General features: G+C 69.2%; 22 protein-coding genes and 2 pseudogenes. 16 read left to right on the top strand and 8 right to left on the bottom strand.

Features of this window, described 5'->3' with window-relative positions; genetic code table 11:
- Positions 1-272 precede the first annotated feature (272 nt).
- The 7 genes and pseudogenes from OHA19_RS34760 to OHA19_RS34730 all read left to right on the top strand — a co-directional run.
- Positions 273-785 carry a transglycosylase SLT domain-containing protein gene (locus OHA19_RS34760; RefSeq protein ID WP_405709998.1) on the top strand — a complete coding sequence of 171 codons (513 nt, stop codon included), beginning with the start codon at positions 273-275 and terminating at the stop codon, positions 783-785.
- 61 nt (positions 786-846) lie between these two features.
- On the top strand, positions 847-1,272 hold the full coding sequence (locus OHA19_RS34755) for a GNAT family N-acetyltransferase (RefSeq protein WP_405710001.1): 426 nt from the start codon (positions 847-849) through the stop codon (positions 1,270-1,272).
- Between the two features lie 172 nt (positions 1,273-1,444).
- Entirely contained in the window at positions 1,445-2,782 is a 1,338-nt protein-coding gene (locus OHA19_RS34750) for a hemolysin family protein (protein WP_405710004.1), read from the top strand.
- On the top strand, positions 2,779-3,798 hold the full coding sequence (locus OHA19_RS34745; RefSeq protein ID WP_405752809.1) for a hemolysin family protein: 1,020 nt from the start codon (positions 2,779-2,781) through the stop codon (positions 3,796-3,798). The genes OHA19_RS34750 and OHA19_RS34745 overlap by 4 nt, the downstream gene beginning before the upstream one ends.
- 138 nt (positions 3,799-3,936) lie before the next feature.
- Positions 3,937-4,785, top strand: coding sequence for an SGNH/GDSL hydrolase family protein (locus OHA19_RS34740; RefSeq protein WP_405710010.1), 849 nt, complete (start codon positions 3,937-3,939; stop codon positions 4,783-4,785).
- Between the two features lie 249 nt (positions 4,786-5,034).
- Positions 5,035-5,214 carry a hypothetical protein gene (locus OHA19_RS34735; protein WP_405710013.1) on the top strand — a complete coding sequence of 60 codons (180 nt, stop codon included), beginning with the start codon at positions 5,035-5,037 and terminating at the stop codon, positions 5,212-5,214.
- Between the two features lie 147 nt (positions 5,215-5,361).
- Positions 5,362-5,541, top strand: a pseudogene (locus OHA19_RS34730) (DUF6924 domain-containing protein); the annotation flags it as partial.
- A 354-nt stretch (positions 5,542-5,895) separates the two neighbouring features.
- Here the strand turns inward: OHA19_RS34730 and OHA19_RS34725 are convergent.
- Together OHA19_RS34725 and OHA19_RS34720 are read right to left on the bottom strand one after the other, a co-directional pair.
- Complete coding sequence (locus OHA19_RS34725; RefSeq protein WP_405710016.1) at positions 5,896-6,729, bottom strand: PIG-L family deacetylase; 834 nt, start codon at positions 6,727-6,729, stop codon at positions 5,896-5,898.
- 422 nt (positions 6,730-7,151) lie between these two features.
- Positions 7,152-7,772: a hypothetical protein gene (locus OHA19_RS34720; protein WP_405710019.1), complete on the bottom strand. Its 621-nt coding sequence runs from the start codon at positions 7,770-7,772 to the stop codon at positions 7,152-7,154.
- A gap of 913 nt (positions 7,773-8,685) precedes the next feature.
- On the opposite strand from OHA19_RS34720, the gene purB reads away from it, so the two are divergent.
- Both purB and mug read left to right on the top strand, forming a co-directional pair.
- Complete coding sequence (gene purB, locus OHA19_RS34715) at positions 8,686-10,128, top strand: adenylosuccinate lyase (protein ID WP_405710022.1); 1,443 nt, start codon at positions 8,686-8,688, stop codon at positions 10,126-10,128.
- A 13-nt stretch (positions 10,129-10,141) separates the two neighbouring features.
- A complete protein-coding gene (gene mug, locus OHA19_RS34710; protein WP_405752806.1) occupies positions 10,142-10,732 on the top strand; it encodes a G/U mismatch-specific DNA glycosylase in 591 nt (196 codons plus the stop codon).
- 210 nt (positions 10,733-10,942) lie between these two features.
- Here mug and OHA19_RS34705 read toward each other — a convergent pair whose 3' ends face one another.
- The 3 genes from OHA19_RS34705 to OHA19_RS34695 form a co-directional block, all read right to left on the bottom strand.
- Positions 10,943-11,380 (bottom strand): hypothetical protein, encoded by a 438-nt coding sequence (locus OHA19_RS34705; protein ID WP_405710028.1) that lies wholly within the window; start codon positions 11,378-11,380, stop codon positions 10,943-10,945.
- 98 nt (positions 11,381-11,478) lie between these two features.
- Positions 11,479-12,216 carry an ABC transporter permease gene (locus OHA19_RS34700; RefSeq protein ID WP_405710031.1) on the bottom strand — a complete coding sequence of 246 codons (738 nt, stop codon included), beginning with the start codon at positions 12,214-12,216 and terminating at the stop codon, positions 11,479-11,481.
- A gap of 2 nt (positions 12,217-12,218) precedes the next feature.
- On the bottom strand, positions 12,219-13,157 hold the full coding sequence (locus tag OHA19_RS34695; protein ID WP_405710034.1) for an ATP-binding cassette domain-containing protein: 939 nt from the start codon (positions 13,155-13,157) through the stop codon (positions 12,219-12,221).
- 108 nt (positions 13,158-13,265) lie between these two features.
- Here OHA19_RS34695 and OHA19_RS34690 point away from each other — a divergent pair, with 108 nt between their 5' ends.
- The 3 genes from OHA19_RS34690 (at position 13,266) to OHA19_RS34680 (ending at position 16,517) form a co-directional block, all read left to right on the top strand.
- A complete protein-coding gene (locus OHA19_RS34690) occupies positions 13,266-14,459 on the top strand; it encodes a sensor histidine kinase (RefSeq protein ID WP_405710037.1) in 1,194 nt (397 codons plus the stop codon).
- Between the two features lie 149 nt (positions 14,460-14,608).
- The gene (locus OHA19_RS34685; protein WP_405710041.1) at positions 14,609-15,259 is read left to right on the top strand and encodes a response regulator; all 651 of its coding nucleotides are present in this window, start codon (positions 14,609-14,611) and stop codon (positions 15,257-15,259) included.
- A gap of 100 nt (positions 15,260-15,359) precedes the next feature.
- Complete coding sequence (locus OHA19_RS34680; RefSeq protein WP_405710044.1) at positions 15,360-16,517, top strand: ROK family protein; 1,158 nt, start codon at positions 15,360-15,362, stop codon at positions 16,515-16,517.
- Between the two features lie 65 nt (positions 16,518-16,582).
- On the opposite strand, the gene OHA19_RS34675 is transcribed toward OHA19_RS34680, so the two are convergent.
- Positions 16,583-17,350, bottom strand: coding sequence for a GntR family transcriptional regulator (locus tag OHA19_RS34675; RefSeq protein ID WP_405710047.1), 768 nt, complete (start codon positions 17,348-17,350; stop codon positions 16,583-16,585).
- 260 nt (positions 17,351-17,610) lie between these two features.
- Positions 17,611-18,504 carry an RNA polymerase sigma-70 factor gene (locus tag OHA19_RS34670; RefSeq protein WP_405752804.1) on the bottom strand — a complete coding sequence of 298 codons (894 nt, stop codon included), beginning with the start codon at positions 18,502-18,504 and terminating at the stop codon, positions 17,611-17,613.
- Positions 18,505-18,621: 117 nt separating this feature from the next.
- Here OHA19_RS34670 and OHA19_RS34665 point away from each other — a divergent pair, with 117 nt between their 5' ends.
- Positions 18,622-18,921, top strand: a complete 300-nt coding sequence (locus tag OHA19_RS34665) for an alpha/beta fold hydrolase (RefSeq protein WP_405753348.1) — start codon at positions 18,622-18,624, stop codon at positions 18,919-18,921.
- A gap of 75 nt (positions 18,922-18,996) precedes the next feature.
- Here the strand turns inward: OHA19_RS34665 and OHA19_RS34660 are convergent.
- Positions 18,997-19,845: pseudogene (locus tag OHA19_RS34660) on the bottom strand (DMT family transporter); the annotation flags it as partial.
- A 78-nt stretch (positions 19,846-19,923) separates the two neighbouring features.
- On the opposite strand from OHA19_RS34660, the gene OHA19_RS34655 reads away from it, so the two are divergent.
- From OHA19_RS34655 to OHA19_RS34645, 3 genes are all read left to right on the top strand, one after another.
- Positions 19,924-21,135: an IS4 family transposase gene (locus OHA19_RS34655; protein WP_405752801.1), complete on the top strand. Its 1,212-nt coding sequence runs from the start codon at positions 19,924-19,926 to the stop codon at positions 21,133-21,135.
- Positions 21,136-21,352: 217 nt separating this feature from the next.
- Positions 21,353-22,846 (top strand): PLP-dependent aminotransferase family protein, encoded by a 1,494-nt coding sequence (locus OHA19_RS34650; RefSeq protein WP_405710056.1) that lies wholly within the window; start codon positions 21,353-21,355, stop codon positions 22,844-22,846.
- Positions 22,847-22,936: 90 nt separating this feature from the next.
- Positions 22,937-24,517, top strand: a complete 1,581-nt coding sequence (locus OHA19_RS34645) for an alkaline phosphatase D family protein (protein WP_405710059.1) — start codon at positions 22,937-22,939, stop codon at positions 24,515-24,517.
- Positions 24,518-24,580 lie beyond the last annotated feature (63 nt).

Here is a 24,580-nt window from a genome sequence, read left to right as displayed (position 1 = left end):
TAGGGGCCACGTCACATCCTAGGCCGGATAGTAGAAGCGGGCCCGCCCGAACGGCACAGAAACAGCCCAGAGCGGCTCATTTCGGACATTGCTCCGTAATCGGGTAGTACGTCACATCATTGACCCCCGCCCCGGCCACCGCTAACCATGGCTCTCGTCGCCGGACACCGCGACCGGCCCGGACGGACCCCCGCCGGACCACGCAGGGCCCCCGCCCCGCACGCCGCCCACACCGGACGGCACACCCCACACCACAGGAGAGTCACTTCCGCATGACCACCCACACCCTGAACCGCACCAGCCGCCTGCGCACCCTGTCCCTCACCGCCCTGGCCACCACCGCCGCAGCAGCAGCCGCCCTCACCCTCACCCCGGCCTCCGCACACGCGGCCGAGACCAAGCAGCCCACCACCGCCCCCGCGGCCCCCACCGGCGACACCCAGCAGGGCAACAGCAACGCCTACGCCAACAACCTCGACGGCTGGATCAAGGAATCCCTCGCCGTCATGAAGGCCAAGGGCATCCCCGGCACCTACGAGGGCCTGCACCGCAACATCATGCGCGAGTCCAGCGGCAACCCCAACGCCCAGAACGGCTGGGACGTCAACGCCCAGAAGGGCACCCCCTCCAAGGGCCTGCTCCAGGTCATCCAGCCCACCTTCAACGCCTACCACGTCAACGGCACCGCCCACAGCCTCACCGACCCCGTCGCCAACATCACCGCGGCCGCCAACTACGCCGCCGACCGCTACGGCTCCATCGACAACGTCAACTCCGCCTACTGAGCCGGGGAACCGGTGCCGAAATCGTTCGCCGGACGGATCGGCTCTCTGCTTGGCTCGTCCCATGAGTGATCTCCACATACGCTGCGCCGGCCTCCCCGACATCGACACCGTGTTGCGCTTCTGGCGCGAGGCCGCAGAGGGAACGAGCATCAGCGACGACCACGACGGAGTGGCCCGGCTCATCTCGAGAGACCCCGAAGCCCTGCTGCTGGCGGACCGTGACGGCCGCCTCGTGGGAACCGTCATAGCCGGTTTCGACGGCTGGCGGTGCTCCGCCTACCGGCTGGCCGTGCACCCCGACTGCCGCCGGCAAGGGATCGCCACCGCCTTGACGGAAGCCGCGGAACAGCGATTCCTCGCCCTGGGCGGGCGACGGGTCGACGCCATGGTCCTGGAAGCCAACGAACGGGCACACCACGCCTGGGCCGCTGGCGGCTACCACCGCGAGGATCACTGGCGGCGCTGGGTGAAGCCGCTCACCGACTGAGAAGATCACCAGGAAATCAGCCGACTTTGCCGATCCTTTACTATGGGGTCGTCCTGTCCGATCCTTCCGAAAGGTGTGAGCGTCCGCCCATGGGCGAGCCTCCCAGTAGTCCGTATCGTCGGCACCGAGCGATCCTCCTGTCCCTGCCCGATCATGGGACGGAGGTGAACCGATGACCGAAGTGCTTCTGCTCCTTGTGGCAGTGCTGCTCTCGCTGGCCTGCGGCGCCTTCGTCGCGGCCGAGTTCTCTCTGACGACGGTCGAGCGCGGACAGCTCGAACGCGCCGTCGAGCGGGGCGAGCGTGGCGCGGCGAGCGCCATGAAGGCCGTACGCAGCCTCACCTTCCAGCTCTCCGGCGCTCAGCTCGGCATCACCGTCACCAACCTGGTGGTCGGCATGCTCTCCGAACCGTCCATCGCCAAGCTGATCCGCGGTCCGGTGGAGGCGGTCGGCCTCTCCCCGAGCGTGGCGTCCTCGGTGGCGCTCGTGCTGGGAACGGCACTGTCCACCGTGTTCCTGATGATCGTCGGTGAACTGGTCCCGAAGAACTGGGCGATCTCCTCCCCGCTCGCCGTGGCGAAGACCGTGGCCACCCCACAACGGGCCTTCACCGCCGTCTTCCGCCCCTTCATCAGCCACCTCAACAACACGGCCAACCGGATCGTGCGCCGCTTCGGCCTCGAACCGGCCGAGGAACTGGCCTCGGCGCGCAGTCCGCAGGAGCTGGCGGCGCTGGCCCGGCACAGCGCGAAGGAAGGTGCGCTGGAGGCCGACACGGCGGAGCTGTTCGTCCGCACGCTCAACCTGGCCGAACTGACGGCCGAGAACGTGATGACCCCCCGGGTCCAGGTCACCGCGCTGGAGGCGCAGGCGACCGCCGAGGACGTCGCGAACGCCACCCGGGCGACGGGCCTGTCCCGTTTCCCCGTCTACCTCGGCAGCCTGGACACCGTCGTCGGTGTGGCGCACATCAAGGACGTGCTGGCCATCCCCGCCGAGCGGCGGTCCCGTACCCGCGTGTCGGAGATGCTGCGCGAACCCCTGCTCGTTCCGGAGACGCTCACGGTGGACCGGCTCCTGGACCGGCTGTCCGGCAAGATCGCCATGGCCGTGGTCATCGACGAGTACGGCGGCACGGCCGGGGTCGTGACACTGGAGGACATCGTCGAGGAAGTGGTCGGTGAGGTGCGCGACGAGCACGACCCGCACGAGACCTCGGACCTGGCACCGGCCGGTGAGGATGCCGACGGACGGACCCTGTGGTCGGCCGACGGCGCCGCGCGCATCGACCAGCTGAAGACGATCGGACTACGGGTGCCCGACGGACCGTACGAGACACTCGCCGGGCTCGTCGCCACCGAGGTCGGCCGCATCCCCTCAGTGGGTGACGCGGTCGAGCTGGCGGGCTGGCGGATCGATGTGGTCGACGCGTCCGGACGCCGCGCCGCGCGGGCCCTGCTGCACGCGCCGCTGCCCGGTGACGACGAGCGGACGGAGGACGCACGATGATCGCCGTCCAGCTCTTCATCGGACTGATGACCCTGGTCGTCAATGCCTTCTTCGTCGGGGCGGAGTTCGCACTGATCTCCGTGCGCCGCAGTCAGATCGAGCCCGAGGCCGAGGCCGGGAACCGGCGGGCGCGCAGCGTCGTCTGGGGCCTCGAACACGTATCGGCACTGCTCGCGGCCGCGCAGCTCGGCATCACCCTCTGCACGCTGGTGCTCGGTATCGTCGCCGAGCCAGCGATCGCACATCTGCTGGAGCCGGTGTTCGACACGGTGGGTGTGCCGCACGGGCTGATCCATCCGATCTCGTTCGTGATCGCGTTGTCCGTGGCGACGTATCTGCACATGCTCCTGGGTGAAATGGTGCCGAAGAACATCGCCCTGGCCGAGCCCGTACGCGCCGCGCTGCTGCTCGGACCGCCGCTAGTGGCCCTCGCCAGGGCGCTGCGCCCGGTGATCTTCGCGATCAACGCCTTCGCCAACGCGCTGCTCAAGCTCCTCCGGGTCGAGACGAAGGGCGAGGTGTCCGCCACGTTCTCCGACGACGAACTGGCCCGGCTGGTGACGGATGCGGGCGACGCCGGGCTGGTCGACGACCGCTCGGCCGAGCGACTGCGACACACTCTGGAGCTGGGCCGTCGTCCGGTGCGCGATGTGGTGATGCCGGTGGACCGGGTCGTGTACGCCAAGATCGGGACCACGCCGGAACAGCTGGAGCGGCTCTCGTACGAGACCGGCTTCTCCCGCTTCCCCGTGATGGACAGCGAGGAGCGGATCCTGGGCTACCTCCATGTGAAGGACGCCCTTGATGCCACCCCGCGCGATGTGCCGTTCCCGGTGACGGCAATGCGTCCGATCGCGCGGGTCCGGGCCGGCACACCGCTCGACGACGCCCTGACCGCGCTGCGCCGCAGCCGTACGCACCTGGCGGCGGTACTCGACGAGGACGACCGGCTGGCCGGAATGGTCACCATGGAGGACGTGCTCCGCGAGCTGGTGGGGCGCCCGAAGGCGCGCTGACCGATGCGGGGGCCGCGGTACGGGATTCCGGCCGCGGCCCCCGCCACGGCGGGATTCCCCTGGTCCGCCCCCAGCGTGGATGCGGACGCCGGAAGGGGCCGGAAGGGGCCGGAGCCGCCGCGATACGATCGCATCGCCATGGAAACAAATGCCTCCTACAACAGTCTTGTCGCGGTCGGCGACTCGTTCACCGAGGGCATGTCGGACCTGCTGCCCGACGGCTCGTACCGCGGCTGGGCCGACGTCCTCGCCGGACGGCTCGCGGCCCGCGCGCCGGGATTCCGGTACGCGAATCTCGCCGTACGGGGCAAGCTGATCGGCCAGATCGTCGATGAGCAGGTCGATGTGGCCGCCGCCATGCGGGCGGATGTCGTCACACTCGTCGGCGGACTCAACGACACGCTGCGACCCAAGTGCGACATGGGTATGGTCCGCGGACGGCTCGAAGAGGCCGTGGAGCGACTCGCACCCTCGTGCAACACACTCGTGCTCATGCGAAGCCCGGGGCGCAACGGTCCGGTGATGGAGCGTTTCCGGGCGCGGATGGAGGAGTTGTTCGCCCTGGTCGACGACCTGGCGGCCCGGCACGGAGCGGTGGTCGTCGATCTGTACGGGGCATCGGCACTGGGCGATCCCAGGCTGTGGGACGTCGACCGGCTGCATCTGACGGCGGACGGGCACACCAGGGTCGCCGAGGCGGTCTGGCAGACGCTGGGGCTGCCTCCGGAGAACGACTGGCAAACACCCCTGCCGACCGCCGTACCGCCCAGGTGGGCGAAGCGGCGCGTCGACGACCTCCGCTTCGCCCGCGAGCATCTGATGCCCTGGATCGGCCGCCGCCTGACCGGCCGCTCGTCCGGGGACGGCCGGACGGGCACCCAGTACAGCTCCGAACTGGGGCGGGCGTTCTGGGTCACCCCGGAGGACACCGGCACCCCCGGTCCAGTGGCGACCTGGCGCCGCGTCGACTCGGCACCGCTCTCGTAGCAACCCACAAAGCGGACCGCGGCGCCGGCCTGCACGGACCGCCGGTCGCTACGCCTCCCCGGATCCCCTCGGCCTCGGACGCGCGCCGAATCCGGCCGCCCACGTGCACAACACGTTCACCGTTTGCGACTCCTTCGGGCTGTCGCCGTGCCCGCAGCTCAAATGCCTGGGCCAACTGACGGACAAGCCGCTCGAAGGCCCGTGATTCCGATACCGGCGGCTCGTCGCCAACCAGAGCTACGAGCAGCAGTGGATCCTCTCGTCGGCCACCTCGTCGAGGCCGAGCAGACGGCGGCGGACAGGGACGAGTTCATCGCGGTGAAGAAGTGGACCCTCGACGGCCGGATCCTGACCGCTGGCGTGATCCAGCAGGACACCGATCTTCCGGTGATGGTCGTGGTGGCGCTGGAGGAGACCGCACCCGCCTGACCCTCCCCGCTGGCAGGACGCCCGCGCCGCCGTCCGGCACCACGGGTGTCCTGCCGCGGGCAGCCGGAGACGTGCTGCCACCGGGCGACGCTGGACGCAATCGGCTGTCTCACCGACCACTGGCACCCCGATGCCCGGCGCGCGCTCATGGCGTTGCTTACCAAGGACGACACGACACCCGTCGAGGTCCACGAACACGCCGTCTGCGAGGGCGCCTGCGTCGACGACCTGATCGCCGACATGCCGGGCGGCCCGGACAAGCGCCCGGAGTGCTTCTACGTCGCCGACACCACGACGTTGACCCACCCGGAGCATCCACTCCTCGCGCCCGACCGGACCAGGCAAGACGTGTGTTCAACGGCGGTGAGCTCGATAGACAGCCCGAGTGTTATCCAGAGAAGGATGTCTCCAACTGGCCGGACCGACCCCCCTGCGTCTTCACGCAGCACGGCCACGTGGACGGCAAAGGAGGCAGGCACCGAAGCGACCCAAAGCACACCCGCAAACAGCAGCCCGCCCATGGCGAGTTGTCGCCGCTCACGGATCCCGCTCTGCAACATTCGGGCCATCGCGGGCAGCCCGACTGCGGACAGGAGCCCCAGTGCTGTGCCGGCCGCCACCCGACTGGCGAACTGCCCAGTCCACGCCGGCGCCAACGCGGTAGTGACGACACACAGCGGATCAGCGCAGTCCGGCGAAGAGATCGTTCTCGGGTACGGCCGCGCCAGTGGCGTCCTTGACACGTACGAAGGTCTCCATGCCCATCAACTCACCGAACCTCTCCTTGCCCATCTTGAGGAAAAAGATGTTCTCGCCCTGACTGGCGTGCGCGGCCAGCGCATCGAACTTCTGACCGCTGAATGCGGTGGTGTCCACCCACGTGGTGATCTCGTCGTCGGGCAGGCCGATCTCGGCCATCGCGGCGGCCTCGGCAGGATCCGGCTCCGGCATGTCCCCGCGAAACTCGCTCATGGTCTCCCCGAACCGCTGCATCATCGAGCGAGGCATCGTCGTCCAGTACACCTTCGGTGTCAGCGCGGTCATCTCCAGCGCCGCCATCGTGATGCGGTGGGCCTGGATGTGGTCGGGGTGGCCGTAGAAGCCGTTCGCGTCGTAGGTGACGACCACATCGGGTCGGTAGTGCCGCATGAGCCCCGCAAGTCGGGCAGCACCTTCCTCCACGGGGGTCTGCCAGAAGGATTCGGGGGCGTCATTGCTCGGCCAGCCGATCATCCCGGAGTCGGCATAGTCCAGCAGCTCCAGATGGCTGACCTTCAGGACGTCACAACTCGCCTTGAGTTCTTGGCCGCGCATCGAGGCAACGGCCGCCGGATCATGCCCGGGATCGCCCGGCTTGACACCCCCCGGTCCATCACCGCAACCGCCGTCGGTACACGTCACGAGAACCGTGCGGATGCCTTCCGCCGCGTACCGCGCGAGGACCCCTCCGGTTCCGGTGGCCTCGTCGTCGGGGTGGGCGTGTACTGCCATGAGCGTCAACGGCCGGTCAGTCATGAAACAGTCCTCCTGCAGAAATACGTCTTGGTCCGAGTGCGCGGCGGGCGTACCGCGATCCTGGGATCCGGATCCGGATCCTGGCGGGGCGGATGACCTTGCAGTCTCCGTGCTCCCCGCCCGTACGGCGCCGGTCTCTCGGTCGGTGCAACCGTGCCGATGGGTCCGGCTGTTCCCGGCGCAGCCAATTGGCCTTCCAGGCGTCGGAGTTTCAACGCGAACGCGGTACGGGCACGACCTGCACGTCGCAACGCGACGTCGGCCTCCGCCCGCCGCACCAAGCCGCCAGTCAACCCAGTTCATTCCCCCAAGCACAACCCGGTTGTCCAAAGCCCGTCGGCCGAAGACTGCTGTGGACAGGCTCTGCGGGCACATCGTGAGCCCGTGCGCGGGATATGGCCGCGTCCTGGCCGCAGTCAGCTTCAAGACTTCGCCGGTGCCGCCCGCATCCTGGCGAGCAGAAACAAATGTCGGGTCTCATCAACTTGCGCCGAACCGCCCTCATGGCCGGTCTTGTCACCCAGCATTGGTCCATGGACATGGTCGACTTGGGCGCGGTCGCAGCCGTTCTCTCCGTTCCCACTGCCTTGGTTGCAGCGTGGTGGACCAAACGCAGCGCAGAAAGTGCAACGTCTGCCGCGCTCCTGGCCGGGCGCATCCAGGCCGACACGGCCATCTCGGCGGTACAGACCCAGAGCCTCCTCCAGTGGGATCAGCAACGGCACATTGCACTCGACAGCGCGTGCATGGAGTTCCTGAGCGTCTCCGACACCCTGGTGGGTGTGGTGAAGCGACTCCCGAGCCTCGATCACGATGAACGCCCGGGGCTCGTGGCCAAGCACGCTATCCCGGTGGAAGCCCGATACGCCTCGCTGGAACTCCTCGCCCCTCATGATGTCCTTGCAGCCGCAGAGTTCCTTCTCTCGCAATGCCGCCTCCTGGAACGCTGCGCGCTCGATCGCGCGGTACTGCGCGCGCCGATCAGCTCCCTGGAAGCAGGCTGGTGTCCCGGCGACCCAGAGGAGTGCACCGATGATCGTCATGGCTCGGCCTACGTGCCTGGGAATTTCTCGTCGGGTGGGCGCGCAAGGACGAGTAGCAAAGAAGGCGTGACCGGGATCTTCTGGACTACTGCCTCCGCAGCAGCGCCACCCTCACCGAAATGCAAGTGGCTCAGGCTCTCTCCCTGGCCGACCGTTGCCCGGCCATGTGGGAGCAACTGATCGGTGGATGGGTCCGGGACCCGCTCATCGAACGCCTCGAATCCCACCGTAAGGATTTCGTCACTGCCGCCCGCGCAGCCAGCCTCACAGCGCCGCCGGGCCCTCTGCCCAGCGATCTTGAACGGTCGAGTTCTCCGCCAAGCCACAATTGCGCAGCGTGACGAGGCGCAAGTCACAAACTGCATAGGCTGCGAATAAGCAGCACCCTGGAACGGGAGAATCCGGAATGCACGGACGGATTGACGACGTGCAGGACGCCCAGTACAGCCCTTCGCATATCCGCGCCACCTGGGGCGGAACAGGGAGCGTGGAGGATATTTCCAGGGCGTTGAGGTTCTCGCGGGCGAAGGGCTACGACCTGGTTCGTCGCGGTTCCCGTGCTGCGTGCCGCACACTGGCCGCACGACGCGTGTCGTCACCGCATCGTTGCTCCGCGTGCTCGAAAGCGGAGAGCCGGCCGGTGCGGGCGTGGCGAGTGCTTCGAGAACAGCCGCACCGAAGCCGCCCGGCTCGGCGCCTCAGGCTACGGTCCTGCACGCATTCGGCTCCCTTGATCGGAAGGGTTTCGTCTCAAGGCCCCGACGGTGCTGGAATCACCCGCCCGGGGCCGTTTCGTCTCACGCGTGTCTCACACACAGTGTGTGAGACGGTGGTCCAGGAGCTTCTGACCTGGACCTCATGGGCTTGGTGGACGGTCACGAACCGCTGAAGACGAAAGGTAAACTCTGGACACGTGACTGCTGTGTCTGCGAAGCCTCGCATCCCCAATGTCCTGGCCGGCCGCTACGCCTCCACGGAGCTGGCCGTCCTCTGGTCCCCCGAGCAGAAGGTGAAGCTGGAACGCCAGCTGTGGCTGGCGGTGCTGCGCGCTCAGAAGGACCTCGGGATCGAGGTGCCGGACGCCGCGCTCGCCGATTACGAACGTGTCGTCGACCAGGTCGACCTTGCCTCGATCGCCGAGCGCGAGAAGGTCACCCGGCACGACGTCAAGGCCCGCATCGAGGAGTTCAACGCCCTCGCCGGCCACGAGCAGGTCCACAAGGGCATGACGTCCCGGGACCTCACGGAGAACGTCGAGCAGCTGCAGATCCGGCTCTCCCTGGAGCTGATGCGCGACCGCACGGTCGCGGTCCTGGCCAGGCTCGGCAAGCTGGCCGGCGAGTATCGCGAGCTGGTCATGGCCGGTCGCTCCCACAACGTCGCCGCGCAGGCGACCACGCTCGGCAAGCGGTTCGCGACCGCGGCCGACGAACTGCTGGTGGCCTACGGACGGCTCGAGGATCTGCTGGACCGCTACCCGCTGCGGGGCATCAAGGGCCCCGTCGGCACGGCGCAGGACATGCTCGACCTGCTGGGCGGCGACGCCGGGAAGCTCGCCGACCTCGAACAGCGCATCGCCACGCACCTCGGCTTCTCCCAGGCCTTCACCTCCGTCGGCCAGGTCTACCCGCGCTCGCTCGACTACGACGTGGTGACCGCGCTGGTCCAGCTGGCCGCGGCCCCGTCATCGGTCGCCAAGACGATCCGTCTGATGGCCGGGCACGAGCTGGTGACCGAGGGCTTCAAGCCGGGTCAGGTCGGCTCGTCCGCGATGCCGCACAAGATGAACACCCGGTCCTGCGAGCGTGTCAACGGCCTGATGGTCATCCTGCGCGGGTACGCGTCGATGACCGGCGAGCTGGCGGGCGACCAGTGGAACGAGGGCGACGTGTCCTGCTCCGTGGTCCGCCGGGTGGCGCTCCCGGACGCCTTCTTCGCGTTCGACGGCCTGCTGGAGACCTTCCTGACGGTGCTCGACGAGTTCGGGGCGTTCCCGGCCGTCGTCGCTCGTGAGCTGGATCGCTACCTCCCGTTCCTCGCTACGACCAAGGTCCTGATGGGCGCGGTGCGCGCTGGTGTCGGCCGTGAGGTCGCCCACGAGGCGATCAAGGAGAACGCGGTCGCCTCGGCCCTGGCCATGCGCGAGCAGGGCGCCGAGCGCAATGAGCTGCTCGACAAGCTGGCCGCCGACGACCGCATCCCGCTGGACCGTGCGCAGCTCGACGCACTGATGGCCGACAAGCTCTCCTTCACCGGGGCGGCGGGCGACCAGGTCACGGCACTGGTCTCCCGCATCGAGCAGATCGCCAAGCAGCACCCCGAGGCCGCCGGATACACGCCGGGCTCCATCCTCTGACGGCCACAGCCGGATGACACCCGAAGAGCTCCGGGCTGCCCGCGACCGCACCGTTCCCGATGTGGTCGCGGGCAGCCTGCGTGTGCTGTTCTGCGGGATCAACCCGAGCCTGATGACGGGGGCGACGGGCCACCACTTCGCCCACCCCGGCAACCGGTTCTGGCCGGTACTCCACCGGTCGGGCTTCACACCCCGGCAGTTGAAGCCTGCCGAACAGGCCGACCTTCTGCGATACGGCCTCGGCATCACCAATGTGGTCGCGAGAGCCACCGCCCGGGCGGACGAGCTGTCCGCCGAGGAGTTCCGCGAGGGCGGTCAGATCCTGGCAGCCAAGGTCGAACTGCTGCGACCGCAATGGCTGGCGGTCGTAGGAGTCACGGCTTACCGCACGGCCTTCGGCAGGCGTACCGCCCGGATCGGTCCGCAGGACCACATGATCGGCGGCGCCCGGGTCTGGGCGCTGCCCAACCCCAGCGGCCTCAACGCCCACTGGACCGTTCAGACCATGGCGGAGGAGTACGCCCGCCTCCTCGCCTGCGTCGACCACAGCACCGCCAGCCCCGCTGTCCCCGCCGACCCCGTCATCCCCACAGAAGCCCCCTGACGCGCCCGGCACCACATCCTCCGTTCCCGGCACCACCGCCTCGTCCGCGCCGGACGTCCTCGGCCGGCCCCAACGGCCTCACCCCATCCGAGCCGGACAGCGGGGTGAGCGCCGCCTCTCCCCCGAGGCGCCAGCCTCCGCCCGCCCGCCCGCCCGTCCGTCCGTCCGTCCGTCCGTCCGTCCGCATAAACCGACGGCAGCCTGCTCGGGTCACGGCGGATCGATCTCCGTCACCACGACGTTCAATTCACACCCCGGCCCTTCCTCCTCCAGGTAGAGCCCGATACCGATCCACCGTTCCTCAACCCTCCAGAGCCGAAGAAACTCGCAGCCCGCAACCGTATCGGCCCATGCCTCCGGTATCTCCTCGCCCGCGATCATCCGCTCCTGTGCGCTCCACATGCTGATCGCCTGCGGCTCACCCCAGCGACCAGCGAGCAGTGTCAGCAGGGCGTCATGCTCTGCGAGGCACTGGGCCCGGTGTTCCAGTCGCCGCGCCTCGTCGTCATCCCAGTGATCGACATCCGCGTGCAGGGACGCCGCGTGGTAGCCGGGCCCGCTGACTCCCGAGCCTGACCGAATGCGTTCCGTGGGAAAGCCCGAGGTACGCATCGCGTCGATGAGGCGGAGGTGATGTGCGGTGGTCATGTCGTCAGTAAACCGCGCACCACTGACAAGCCGCTCCTCGCCATGATGTTTGAGATGCTTTCAGCCGTTCTGATCCGTATTCAGTTCCAGGCAGCCGGCTACGCGTCCCTGCGCCGGACCGCCCACCAGCCTGCCAGGACGGCGGCTGCCGCCCAAGCCGCTGTTACCGCGAGCCCACCCCATGGACCGAGGCTTCCCTCGGGATTCTGGTGGAGCACCAACTGTCCCGCCCGGTCCGGCAGATACTGCGCGGCGCCGCCTGCGACGTCACCGACCACGAAGGAGACTATGAGAACGAACGGGATGAGCAGGCTGAGCACGGCTACGGCGCTACGCAGCACTACAGTCAGTCCGGCCGCGAACAGGGCCATCAGCGCCAGATAGATCCCGCCCCCGAAGGCTGCCCGCAGAACGCCCGGCTCCCCCAGGCCGATCGCGTACTTTCCCATGAACAGCTGTCCCACCAGGAAGGCGCCGAAGCTGGTGACGAGGCCCACGACGAGTGCCAGCGCCCCGACGAGGGCGATCTTGGCAGCGTAGAAGAGATTGCGGCGTGGCACAGCGGCAAGCGATATCCGCAGGGCTCCATTCAGATACTCGGACGAGATCGCGGTCGCTCCGAAGCTGATGGCCGCGATCTGGCCGAAGTTCAGCCCGTAGAATGCGTCGAAGACCGGCTCGGCGTCGACATTGTCCGCCTCGGCCTGGCCGACGGTGGCGAAAGCGAGCAAGGTGACGGCAAGTGTCACGGCAAGGACGGATATCAAGGATCCCGTGACGGACCGGACCGATCTGATCTTGATCCACTCGGAACGCAGCACTGCGGTGGTCGACATGGTCAGGCCTCCTGACGGTTGACGGATGAGGTCGAAGCCGATGCGAATTCCGTGGCGTCGGCGGTGAGATCGAGATATGCCTGCTCCAACGTGGCCTGCTCATCGATGAGTTCGAGGACAGGGATGCCCTCGACGGCGGCTATCGCACCGACCTCCCCGGCCTTGACACCGTCGATGGTCCAAGAGCCGTCCTCACCCTGCGCGGGTTCGTATCCTTTGCGGATGAGGACATCGCGCAGCCGGGTGGATTCGGTCGTGCGTACCCGTGCACGGGGCCTGCTGCGGGAGTCCAGAAAGTCCTGCATCGGCAGGTCGGCGAGGAGCCGGCCCCGGCCGAGAATCACAAGGTGGTCGGCGAACGACGAGGTCTCGTTCATCAGATGGCTGGAGACCAGGACCGTGCGTCCCTCGCGGGCGAGCCGTTTCATCAGCTCCCGGATCCAGATGATGCCTTCCGGATCGAGACCGTTCGACGGCTCGTCCAGCATCACGACCTCCGGGTCACCCAGCAGCGCGGCCGCTATGCCCAGCCGCTGCCGCATGCCGAGTGAGAAGGTCTTGATCCGGGTTCCGCCGACCTCACTGAGGCCTGCCTCTCCCAGGACCTCCTCGACCCTGCGCGCGCCGAGGCCATTACTGACCGCCAGGGCGAGCAGGTGGTTCCGCGCGGTGCGCGAGCCATGGGCGGCCTGCGCGTCCAGCAAGGCGCCCACCCGCCGCAGTGGATCGCTGAGCGCGGTGTAGGGCTGCCCTCCTATCGTGGCCTTGCCGCCGGTGGGCCGGTCGAGGCCGAGTACGAGGCGCATGGTGGTGGACTTGCCTGCACCATTGGGACCGAGGAAACCGGTGACGCGCCCGGGGCGCACACTGAACGTGAGGTTGTCCACGGCACGGGTCGTGCCGTATGCCTTGGTGAGCTCGTGGACGTCGATGCTGGTCATGTCCTCACCCTCGCGGTCACGCCCGGGTCCCCGCTTCCCCCGCGAGTGGGGATCACCTCCCTCTCGCGGGGGAGCCGCCACGCGTATGCGGACTGGCACGATGGCTGCATGTTCCGCCTTCTGCGCCCGCTCGCCTCGTCTGTCACCTACACCCGGTGGCTGCATCTCCTCATCCCGGGTGCGGGCTACAGCGTGTGGTTGTTCATCTCGCCGGAATCCCCTTGGGCGCCCATGGTCTTCGCCGTACCGGTCGGCTTGTTGCCCGGTACGCGGCTGGCCGAGGGAGTACAGGCACAACTTCTCCTCGTACCGGAGGAGCGAGACAAGGTTGATGCCAGTATCTCCGCGACCACGGCGGCCACTTGGGGGGACCGCTGGCGAACCGTGCTGTGGCTGGAGATACGAATGCTGCTCGCCCTTCCCGCGGGGTACGCGACGGTGTGGCTGTCGGCAACGGCGGTGGACCTCGTTCTCACGGCCTCCGACGACGGCCCGAGCGATCAATGGCTGGTCCGCGGGGTGGATCCGCACTGGTGGTATGCCCTGCTCTTCCCCCTGCCGATCCTGGCGCTGCTCGCCGTCGTCGTGGTGAGCGGCCGACTGATCACGGAGGCCGCGAAGCGGCTTCTCGGCCCCTCTCCGGCACAGCGGCTGACCGCTCTGGAGGAGCGCACCGAGCAGTTGCTGGAGCGCAACCGCATCGCACGTGAGCTGCACGACTCGATCGGGCACGCGTTGACGGTCGCGGTCGTACAGGCCGGCGCGGCCCGGGCGGCGCACGACCCGGAGTTCACCGAACGCGCCCTGGCCGCGATCGAGGAGACGGGCCGGGACGCGCTCGACGATCTGGAGCGTGTTCTGCGGGTGCTCCGCGAATCGGGAAAGCCGGTGGGGCAACGACCGACGCTCGTGGAAGCGGATCGGCTCCTGGACTCCGCGCGCGGATCGGGCGCGAAGATCGACGCTGACGTGTCAGGTCCGCTGGAGCAGGTCCCGGGCTCGGTCTCCCGCGAGGGGTATCGCATCCTTCAGGAGTCCCTCACCAATGTGCTGCGTCATTCGGGTACGGTCCCCGTCCGTGTGCGGATCGCCGTCGCCGAAGGCGGTCTGGAGTTGGAGGTGACCAATCCGCTCGGCGACCCGGCGATTGAATCGGCGGCTGTGCCGGGCGGCGGGAGCGGGCTTCGGGGCATCCGGGAGCGGGCCGCTCTGCTGGGCGGAAAGGCTGAGACGGGTCCGTACGAAGGGGGGTGGCGCGTTCGTGCGAGGCTCCCGCTGGACGGCCTGAGGGCTGCCCCGTAGCCCTTGGCGCTGGTGCATCCGTGCGCGTCGTCGGATCCGACACGTCGCGAGGCAGTGGCATCGGCACTCCGGATGCGGGCGGATGATCCGCCGCGCGGCCGCCCTCCGGGCAACGACGGCAGTTTGACGACAGGGCCTAGGGTGGCCGAATGCCGGTTAGCGTACTTCTGGTCGACGACGAGCCCCTCGTCCGCACGGGGTTGCGTGCGGTCCTTGAGGCCCAGCCCGATATCGAGGTGGTGGGCGAGGCGGGAGACGGCGCCGCCGTGATCCCGCTGCTGCGTCAGCTGCGCCCCGACGTGGTGGCCATGGATGTCAGGATGCCGTTGATGGACGGGATCGAGGCCACGCGGGTGGTGCTGCGTACAGTGCCTGATCCGCCGAAGATCCTTGTGGTGACCACCTTCGAGAACGACGAATACGTCTATGAGGCGCTGCGTGCCGGTGCGGACGGCTTCCTTCTCAAACGTGCCCGGCCAGCCGAGATCGTGCATGCGGTGCGCCTGGTCGCCGAGGGCGAGTCTCTGCTCTTCCCGGCGGCGGTCCGGCAGCTCGCGGCCGAGTACGGGACGAGCAAGGCGCGCGCGGTGATGGACCGGGCGGCGCTGACCGAGCGGGAGTCCGCCGTCCTCCGGCTGATGGCCCGTGGCCTGTCGAACGCGGAGATCGCTGCCAAGCTCGTGGTCGGCATCGAGACGGTGAAAACCCATGTCAGTGCCGTACTGGCCAAGTTGGGCGCGAGGGACCGTACCCAGGCGGTGATCGCGGCATATGAATCCGGGTTCGTCGCCCCGGGCTGAATTCCGGGCTCCCAGGAACCTCCTCGCGGCCCACGGTCGCCCCGCACCCGGGCAGCGAGTACCATCCGCCTGACATGCGCTAGAGCTGGGAGGACACACCGTGGGCCGGCTGACCGGTGGGGATCCGTCGCTGTTGCGACGCATCAATTCCGCGGTGGTGCTGCACGCTCTGCGCGGCGCCGACTCCCCGACTCTGACGGACCTGACCCGGATCACCGGACTGTCCCGCCCGACGGTCGAGGGTGTCATGGAGGGGCTTTTCGAGGCCGGACTGGTCGTCGAGTCAGTGCCCGACGGGGGCGAGACCCGACGCCAGGGGCGGCCTGCCCGCCGGTTCCGGTTCCGTGCGGAGGCCGGGCATCTGCTCGGCATCGAGATCGGCCCGCACCGCGTCTCCGCGCTGCTGTCGGGGCTGGACGGCCGGATCATCGGCGCGGGCGCCCGTGAGGTGTCGGAGACCGCCTGCGCCGACGATCGACTCGACAAGGTCAGGGCCGTGGTGGCCGACCTTCTGCGACGGACGGGCGTGGCCAGGAGCAGTCTGCGCGCGGTAGGGGTCGGCAGTCCCGGCATCGTGGAGGCCGACGGGACCGTTCGGCTGGGAACCGCCCTGCCCGGCTGGACGGGACTCGCGCTGGGTGAGCGGCTGCGGCGCTCCTTCCGCTGCCCCGTGCTGGTCGAGAACGACGCCAATGCCGCGGCGGTCGCGGAGCACTGGAAGGGGGCGGCCACCGAGTCGGACGACATCGTGTTCGTTCTGGCGGGGCTGAGCCCGGGCGCCGGTTCACTGATCGGCGGGCGGCTGCACCGCGGGTTCGGGGGCGCGGCGGGCGAGATCGGCGCGCTGCATCTGCTCGGCCGCGAAGTGACCCCGGAGCGGCTTCTGTCCACGACGGACACCCCGCTGGATCCGTTGGACGAGCGCGCGGTCGCCGACGTGTTCGCGGAGGCCCGGCGCGGTGACGCCCGGGCTCAGGCCGCTGTCGAGCGGTTCATTCAGCGCCTGGTGCACGATGTGGCGGCGCTCGTGCTGGCGCTGGACCCCGAGCTCGTGGTGGTGGGTGGCTGGGCCACCGGGCTGGACGGTGTACTCGATCCGCTCCGCAGCGAACTGAACCGCTACTGCCTCCGGCCACCCCGGGTCACACTGTCGCTGCTCGGTGAGGCCGCAGTGGCCACCGGTGCGCTACGGCTGGCTCTCGACCACGTCGAGGAGCAGCTCTTCGCGGTGGAGGGAACGGTGACGGCCCGCCGCTGACTGCGACGGGCCGTGCCTGCCGGCGAACAGTGCCTGCCGGCGTGGACCGGTGGAGCCGGCCTCGGTCAGGATGCCTGGCGCTCCTGGTCGTGGTGGCTGATCTCCAGGTCGCCCGAGTCACCGAAGGTGAGCCGGCAGGTGTCGGCCCGGTACGTGGCGACGGAGAGTGCGGCGATGCCGCCCGCCGCGAGGTAGCGGGTGGTGACGACGAGCACGGGGGCACCGGGCAGCCGGTCGAGCTCCTTGGCGTCGTCGACACGTGCCGAGCCGAGCTCCACCGACCGGTCCTGGCCGTCGAGGCCGAGGCGGTGCAGTTCCCGCAGGACACGGCGGGCCCGGGCAGGCCCGGACGGGGCGTCGATCGCGGAGAGTTCGGGCACGGACGACGACGGGACGTACAGGAGCTCCGCCGCGACGGTCTGCCCGTGAGTCACCCGGATCCGGCGCACGATGTGTACCGGCTCGTCGGCTTCCACGTCGAGCACGGCCGCTACCGACGACGGTGCGACCGCCGTGGTGCAGTCCACCGGCTGCCAGGCCTCCGCCGGGCCTCCGCCGGACCAGTCCCGCTGTGCCGTGGAGACTGCGACCCCGACGCGCGGCGGCGCGACGGTGGTCCCGACGCCGCGGCGACGCTGCAGCCTTCCTTCTAGTTCGAGCTGCTCCAGAGCCTGCCGGAGCGTGGCTCGGGCGACTCCGAACCGGGCGGCGAGCTCGCGCTCGTTGGGCAGGATCTCCCCCACCGCAAAGTCCGAGTCGAGTGCCTCACTGAGCACGGTCTTGAGGTGCCAGTACTTCGGCTCCTGCACCGATTCCAGCTGCGTGGTCCCCACCCTGTCCTCCGCAATCACCCAGCGGCTATTCCGCGACGTTATTTATTAAAGGTTCCTGTCTTAACGTTGAGACCATAGGACGGTACACACCCTTGGTCAAGACCAATCCTCGGTCGGTCACGCAGCGAAACGGGTGCTTGCCGCAGAGCGTTCACAGGACGTTCGTGACGCCGTGAGGCGAGCGCAGCAAAAAGCCCCACGGCCGGGCGGACGTGGGGCTTCGAACCCGGGCGGTGCAGGGACCGGCGATCAGGGACCGGCTACTCCTCCCAGAGATCGGCGAAGCGGGTGAGCTTGTCAGGGTTGCGCACGATATATACGCACTGGATGAACCCGTCCTCGATGTCGAGCTGAACGATCGAGTCGACTTTTCCACCCAGGAACAGCAGCAGCCCCGGTCCGCCGTTGAGTTCGAGCAACCGGAAGTCGAGTTCCTCGACCTGGTCGTGGGCGACGGCGAAGAGGAAGCGGCCGACCTTGTCGGCACTCTCGATGATCCGCAGCGGCGCCCTGGACTTTCCGCCGCTGTCCCCGACGAGCCGGGCGTCGGGCGCGAGCAGGGCCAGCAGTTCCTCGATGTCGCCGCCCGTCGCCGCGGCGAGGAACCGCTCGGTGAGGTCACGGCGCCGCGCCGGGTCGACGTCGTAGCGCGGCTTGCGCTCCTCCACATGGCGCCGCGCACGTCCCGCCAGCTGGCGCACCGCGGCCTCGGTCCGGTCAAGGGCGGCGGCGATCTCCGCGTGCGGGAAGCCGAACGCCTCGCGCAGCACGAAGACAGCTCGTTCCAGCGGCGACAGGGACTCCAGGACGACCAGCACGGCGACCGACACCGAGTCGGCCAGCACCGCCTGCTCCGCACTGTCGGGCACGGACGGCCCGAACTCGGTGACGACCGGCTCCGGCAGCCACGGCCCGACGTACGCCTCGCGCCGTGACTGCACCTGACGCAGCCGGTCGATGGCCAGGCGGGTGGTGATCCTCACGAGAAAGGCACGCGGCTCCCGCACGTCCTCACGGGACGCGGAGGACCAGCGGAGCCAGGCCTCCTGCACCACGTCCTCGGCATCGGCGATCCGGCCCAGCATGCGGTAGGCAACTCCGGTGAGCACGGGGCGGTGGCTCTCGAAGACCTCGGTCGCGGTGTCGGCTGTCACTCCCCCATCCCAGCCGACCTGCCCGCACCCTGTCCAGCGCGAATCGCCCGCCCCTCTTGAACTGCGGCCTACTGAACGGTAATTGTTATTGACGAGACGTCTAAGTCGCCTTCAGGCATGGCCCCTTCATGCCCGATCACCCCGGGAGCACCAGCATGGCCACCACGGTCTCGTTCAGCGTCGACTCGGCTCAAGGACCCCGGGCGGTGTCCGTGGCGTATGAACGGACCGGCGCCGGGGCTGCCCGTGACCGTCGCCTGGGGCAGTCGGGACCGGATCCTGCCGCGCCGGCAGGGAATCAGGGCCAAGCACACCATCCCCGGCGCCCGGCTGGTCCGGCTTCCGGGCTGCGGTCATGTGCCGATGAATGACGATCCGGCGCTCGTGGCACGCGTCATCCTCGACACCAGCCGCTGACGACCCATCAGGCACTGTCCCCGTACGCCGGGCCACTCCGCTCCGGGCCAGGACGCCCGATCCGAGGGCGACCCCCAGCCCGACCAGAAGACTGCCGCCGACCTGCGCGGTGCCGTACGAACCGGCGCCGACGAACGGTGCGGTCAGCGCGGCGGAGACCGGGATCAGGCCGGAGAAGAGCGTGGCGCGCTCGGCGCCGATGCGCTGCACGCCCATGTACCAGCAGACGAAACCGATCACGGTGACGACGGCCGCCTGCCACAGCAGCGCGATCGCCTCCGCCTCGGTGGGCGTCCGCAGAACACCGCTGCCGTCCAGGACCAGGCCGAGGCAGACCGACTCCGCGGCGGCGATGCCGCAGACCGTGGCGGACAGCAGCTTCGGTCCGAGCGGCCGCAGGACCGGTACGGCGAGGACGGCGAACCCGACCTCGCCCGCCAGTGCGCCGACCGAGCAGAGGATGCCTGCCAGGTCCGTACGGCCCCAGCCCTGGACCACGAAGGCCCCGACGGCGACGAGCGCGGCCGCGTACAGGACCGTGCGCGTGGGCCGGCGGCGGTCCATGAGCGGTGCGAGTACGGCGACGAAGATCGGGGCACAGCCCACGAACACCCCTGGAACCGCGGGTTCCGCGGATCGTTCCGCGCCGAGCACAGCGAGGTTGAAGCCGACCATGCCGATGGCGGCCAGCAGCGCGAGCCGTCCCCACTGGCGCCGCGTGACGGTTCGCAGCACGGCGGCCGGCCGGGATTGCTTGTCCCGGGCCAGGAGGAGCACGAGCAGCAGCGCCGCGAGGCCGTAGCGCAGCGCCTGGCCGCCCGCGTACGGGTACTCGCCCAGAACACTGTTGGCGGTGAAGGAAGCACCCACGAGGATGCAGGCGAAGGCGGCCAGGAGCGCCCCGCGCAGAGAGCTGATGTTCATGGAATCGACGCTAGGCAACCCAGCGGTCCGGTTAAGGTCAATACCGTTCAGTTAAGTGCTTCTGGGTTATCGTGGGGGATGCCGCGTTCTGGTTGGGTGAAGCCGTCGTCTGATGTCCGGTTGTCGGATTTGGTGTCTGTGGGGTTGCTGACGCGGGTGTTTCCCGCGGATGTGGTTGACGCGGTGATCGAGGAGGCGGGGCGTACCGAGCGGCGTCACCGGTCGTTGCCCGCACGGGTGATGGCGTACTTCTCGATCGGGATGGCGCTGTATTCGGATGGCTCCTACGAGGATGTGTTCGCGCAGCTCACGGACGGGCTGTCGTGGGCGTCGGGGTGGTCGGAGTCGTTCACGCCGCCCTCGAAGTCGGCGATCTTCCAGGCCAGGTCTCGTCTGGGGTTCGAGCCGGTGCGGGATCTCTTCGCTCGGGTTGCGCGTCCGCTGGCGGGGCCTGGCACGCCGGGGTCGTGGCTGGCCGGGCGTCGCCTGGTGGCGATCGACGGGACGTGCCTGGATGTGGCAGACACGGCAGCCAACGCGGAGTTCTTCGGGCGGCCCGCTTCCAGCCGGGGGGAGCGGGCCGCGTTTCCGCAGGCCCGCCTGGTGGCATTGGCGGAATGCGGCACCCATGTGGTCTTCGACGCTGCCACCGGCCCGTGCAGCGTGTCGGAGATCGAGTTGTCCCGGCAGCTCGTCGGGCGGCTGGAGCCGGGCCAGCTGGTCCTGGCAGACCGGGGCTTCTACGGGTTCCGCCTCTGGCAGCAGGCCGCGGCCACGGGTGCGGATCTGCTCTGGCGAGTGAAGACGAGCCTGCGGCCCCGGTATCTGGAAACCCTGGCCGATGGGTCCTGGCTGGCCCGGATCGTCCCGACGTCGGGCACGAACCGGGCCACGACGGAGCCGCTCACGGTCAGAGTGATCGACTACACGGTCGATGACGGCCGGGACAACGCCGAGGAGTACCGGCTGTTGACCACGATCCTCGACCCTGCCGAGGCCGGCGCCGAGGACCTCGCAGCCGCCTACGCCCAACGGTGGGAGATCGAGACCACCTTCGACGAGCTGAAAACCCACCAGCGCGGGCCCCGCGCGGTACTGCGCTCGAAAGCCCCCGACCTTGTCCAGCAAGAAATCTGGGGACACCTGTGCTGCCACTACGCCATCCGCACCCTGATGGCCGACACTGCCGCACTCTCCGGCCACGACCCCGACAGAGTTTCCTTCGTCAAAGCCCTCCGCATCGCTCGCCGTTCAGTCGCGCAGAGCGCATTTCCCCCCTCCGGGCGCTGACGCAGCCGACGCGATCTGGCATCACGCCATCCGATGGCTCACCCAACACCTCAACCCAACACGCCGAAAACGCTCACACCCCCGAGTCGTCAAACGCAAAGTCCTGAAATGGGCCGCGAAACGCTCCCACCACACACACTGGCCCCAGCCCAAACACAGCCCCCACATCACCATCCAAGCCACTAACTGAACGGTATTGGGTTTAAGGTCCACTCCTATGACGTCTTCGGGGACCAATCCGCAGCGGGACCGCTCTCGGAGCGGGGAGTTCGGTACCGCTGCCTGGGAGTTGCTGCTTCCGGCCGCCGCGGAGCCGGCCCGTCGGCGCGGTCGTTCTCTGCAGTCGGCCCTGCGCGAAGCCGTGCGTTCCGGCCGTCTCGTTCCGGGTACGCGGCTGCCGTCCAGTCGTGCGCTCGCCGCTGATCTACGGGTGTCGCGGGGGCTGGTCACCGAGGCGTACGAGCAGCTCACCGCCGAGGGCTATCTGCGCAGCGGACGTGGCGCGGGCACCTGGGTGAGCGAAGGGGTCCGGGCTCCGGTGCCGAAGGCGCGTGATCTCGCTCCGCGCGCCGAGGACGTGAGTGTGGACTTCCGGCCCGGAACACCCGATCTTTCGCTGTTCCCACGCAGTGCCTGGGCCGCCACCCACCGCTCGGTGCTCGGCCGGCTGCCGCACGGCGCGCTCGGCTATCCCGATCCGCGTGGTCTGCCCGGTCTGCGGGACGCCCTGGCCGCCCTGTTGGCCAGGCGCCGTGGGGTGGTCGCCGATCCGGAGCGCCTGGTGGTGTGTTCCGGTGTGGCGCAGGCGACGACTCTGCTGGGGTTCGTGTTGCACGGGCGTGGAGTTCGGACCGTCGGTGTCGAGGACCCGGGGAGCCCCGAGCATGCCGCGCTGTTCGCATCCGCGGGCATCACCGCCATCGGCTTGCCGCTCGACGCCGAGGGACTGGCGGCCGAACCCCTCGAGCGCTCCGGCGTGCGCGCCGTGGTCACCACACCGGCGCACCAGTTCCCCACCGGGATCGCCTACTCCGCCGCCCGTCGCGGCCGGCTTCTGGACTGGGCGCGTGCCACGGACGGGCTGATCGTGGAGGACGACTACGACGGCGACTTCCGCTACGACCGCGCGCCGGTCGGCGCGTTGCAGGGGCTCGACCCGGAACACGTCGCGTACACCGGCTCGGTGAGCAAATCGCTGGCTCCCGGGCTCCGGCTGGGCTGGGTGCTCGCACCGGCGGCCATGACCGACGAGATCGTCGCCCGCAAGCGCACGATGGATCTGGGCAATCCGGCCGTCGACCAGGCGGTCCTCGCCGATTTCATCACCGGGGGCGGCTACGACCGGCAGCTGCGCCGCTGCCAGCGCGCCTATCGCGAGCGTCGCGACACCCTCACGTCGCTGCTGGCGGAGCACTTCCCCGGAACCGAGGTGAGCGGGATCGCCGCGGGTCTCCACATCATCGCCGAGCTGCCCGAGCAGTACGGCCCGGAGCCGGTGTTCATGGCGCGCGCGGCCGATGCCGGAGTCGCCCTGCGGCCGCTGGGTGCCTGCGGCAATGTGCCGGGCGAGGACGGGGCGGTGCGCCTGGTGCTCGGTTACGCCCATCTGGCGCCGACCGAAATCGAGCGGGGCGTGCGTCTGCTGGCGGCGGCGCAACGGGACGCGGGAGGACCGGCCACCGGCGGGGGCTGTGGCCGGGTGTTCATCTGAGGTTGGTGTGCGCGCCGCCGACGGGAACAAGGGTGGAGTCGATCGACCGGTCACCGTTCGTCCCGCCGACCACGCCCCGGAGGCGCCTCGATGTCGTACGCTCCGCGTTTTCCGTCCCCCGCCCGCCGCAGTGTGCTGCGCGGTTCGCTCGCCGCGTCGGCCGCTCTCGCGCTCCCTGCGGTGGCCGCGGCTGCCCCCGCTTTCGCGTTGTCCGGCCGGCCGCGCGCGGCGTGGGGTGTGCAGGTGGGCGATGTGACCTCGTCGTCCGCGCTGGTCTGGGTGCGGTCGGACCGGCCGGCCCGGATGATCGTGGAGACATCGGCGACGGAGTCGTTCCGGCGGGCCCGCACCTGGCACGGTCCGCTCGTCGGTTCCGGCACCGACTTCACCGGGACGACTCCGCTGTACGGGCTGCCGCCGGGCGAGCAGGTGCACTACCGGGTGACGCTCGCCGATCCTCACGACCCCCGCCGCACCGGGGAGCCGGTGCACGGAACCTTCCGGACGGCGCCGGCCCGGCGCCGCGACGGGGTGCGCTTCCTGTGGTCGGGCGACATCGCGGGACAGGGCTGGGGCATCAACCCGGACATCGGCGGCTATGCGGTGTACGACGAGATGCGTCGCCTCGATCCGGACTTCTTCCTGTGCAGTGGTGACAACATCTATGCGGACGGGGTGATCGAGCCGAGCGTGACGCTGCCCGACGGGCGGGTCTGGCGCAATGTCACCACCGAGGAGAAGGCGAAGGTCGCCGAGACCCTCGCCGAGTACCGCGGGAACTTCCGTTACAACCTGCTCGATCACAACCTCCGTGAGTTCAACGCACAGGTCCCTTCGATCGTTCAGTGGGACGACCACGAGGTGCGCAACAACTGGTATCCGGGGCAGATCCTCGACGACCCCCGGTACACCGAGAAGAACGTGGATGTGCTGGCGGCCCGTTCGACGCGGGCGTTCCGCGAGTACTTCCCGGTGTCCACGCTGCACGCCGCGTCCGGGGAGGGCCGGATGCACCGCGTGGTGCGGCACGGTCCGCTGCTCGATGTGTTCGTGCTCGACATGCGGTCCTTCCGCAATGCCAATTCCCCCGGCCGGCAGCCCGATGACACGACGGGCATCCTCGGCGCAGAGCAGCTGCGGTGGCTCAAGCACGAGCTGTCCCGGTCCCGCGCGGTGTGGAAGGTCATCGCGGCCGACATGCCGCTGGGCCTGGTGGTGACCGACGGCGCGACGGACTTCGAGGCGGTCGCACAGGGCGATCCCGGGGCCCCGCTCGGCCGTGAGCTGCAGATCGCGGAACTGCTGCGGTACATCAAGCACCGCCGGATCACCGGCACGGTCTGGCTGACTGCGGATGTGCACTACACGTCGGCGCAGCGCTACGAGCCCGAGCGTGCGGTGTTCAAGGACTTCGCGCCGTTCTGGGAGTTCGTGTCGGGGCCGCTGGCCGCCGGTCAGTTCCAGGCGAACGCGCTCGACGCGACGTTCGGTCCCGACCGGGTCTTCGTACGGGCGCCGGACCGGGCGAACGTGTCGCCGATGGAGTCGCCGCAGTATTTCGGGGAGGTCGACATCGACGGCGACAGCGGCGAGTTGACCGTGCGGCTGCGGGCGCAGGGCGGCTCCGTACTGTTCAGCAAGGTGCTGCAGCCGGGGCGCGTCGGTCAGTGAACCTGCGCCCGGCGACCGGCCCCCGGGCGATGGCCGGGGGCCGATTGTCAGTGGTGGGATCTA

The organism is Streptomyces sp. NBC_00012 (genome assembly GCF_045040875.1).
In the GTDB taxonomy this organism is placed as follows: Bacteria; Actinomycetota; Actinomycetes; order Streptomycetales; family Streptomycetaceae; genus Streptomyces.
This window is presented reverse-complemented; position numbering and strand designations above follow the sequence as displayed.

Coding starts and splice junctions, on each gene's coding strand:
- OHA19_RS34650 (WP_405710056.1), top strand. CDS start 21,353: ATGACGTCTTCGGGGACCAATCCGCAGCGGGACCGCTCTCGGAGCGGG.
- OHA19_RS34740 (WP_405710010.1), top strand. CDS start 3,937: ATGGAAACAAATGCCTCCTACAACAGTCTTGTCGCGGTCGGCGACTCG.
- mug (WP_405752806.1), top strand. CDS start 10,142: ATGACACCCGAAGAGCTCCGGGCTGCCCGCGACCGCACCGTTCCCGAT.
- OHA19_RS34665 (WP_405753348.1), top strand. CDS start 18,622: ATGGCCCCTTCATGCCCGATCACCCCGGGAGCACCAGCATGGCCACCA.
- OHA19_RS34760 (WP_405709998.1), top strand. CDS start 273: ATGACCACCCACACCCTGAACCGCACCAGCCGCCTGCGCACCCTGTCC.
- OHA19_RS34725 (WP_405710016.1), bottom strand. CDS start 6,729: ATGACTGACCGGCCGTTGACGCTCATGGCAGTACACGCCCACCCCGAC.
- OHA19_RS34745 (WP_405752809.1), top strand. CDS start 2,779: ATGATCGCCGTCCAGCTCTTCATCGGACTGATGACCCTGGTCGTCAAT.
- OHA19_RS34720 (WP_405710019.1), bottom strand. CDS start 7,772: ATGACGATCATCGGTGCACTCCTCTGGGTCGCCGGGACACCAGCCTGC.
- OHA19_RS34645 (WP_405710059.1), top strand. CDS start 22,937: ATGTCGTACGCTCCGCGTTTTCCGTCCCCCGCCCGCCGCAGTGTGCTG.
- OHA19_RS34655 (WP_405752801.1), top strand. CDS start 19,924: ATGCCGCGTTCTGGTTGGGTGAAGCCGTCGTCTGATGTCCGGTTGTCG.
- OHA19_RS34750 (WP_405710004.1), top strand. CDS start 1,445: ATGACCGAAGTGCTTCTGCTCCTTGTGGCAGTGCTGCTCTCGCTGGCC.
- OHA19_RS34690 (WP_405710037.1), top strand. CDS start 13,266: ATGTTCCGCCTTCTGCGCCCGCTCGCCTCGTCTGTCACCTACACCCGG.
- OHA19_RS34700 (WP_405710031.1), bottom strand. CDS start 12,216: ATGTCGACCACCGCAGTGCTGCGTTCCGAGTGGATCAAGATCAGATCG.
- OHA19_RS34705 (WP_405710028.1), bottom strand. CDS start 11,380: ATGACCACCGCACATCACCTCCGCCTCATCGACGCGATGCGTACCTCG.
- OHA19_RS34695 (WP_405710034.1), bottom strand. CDS start 13,157: ATGACCAGCATCGACGTCCACGAGCTCACCAAGGCATACGGCACGACC.
- OHA19_RS34685 (WP_405710041.1), top strand. CDS start 14,609: ATGCCGGTTAGCGTACTTCTGGTCGACGACGAGCCCCTCGTCCGCACG.
- OHA19_RS34755 (WP_405710001.1), top strand. CDS start 847: ATGAGTGATCTCCACATACGCTGCGCCGGCCTCCCCGACATCGACACC.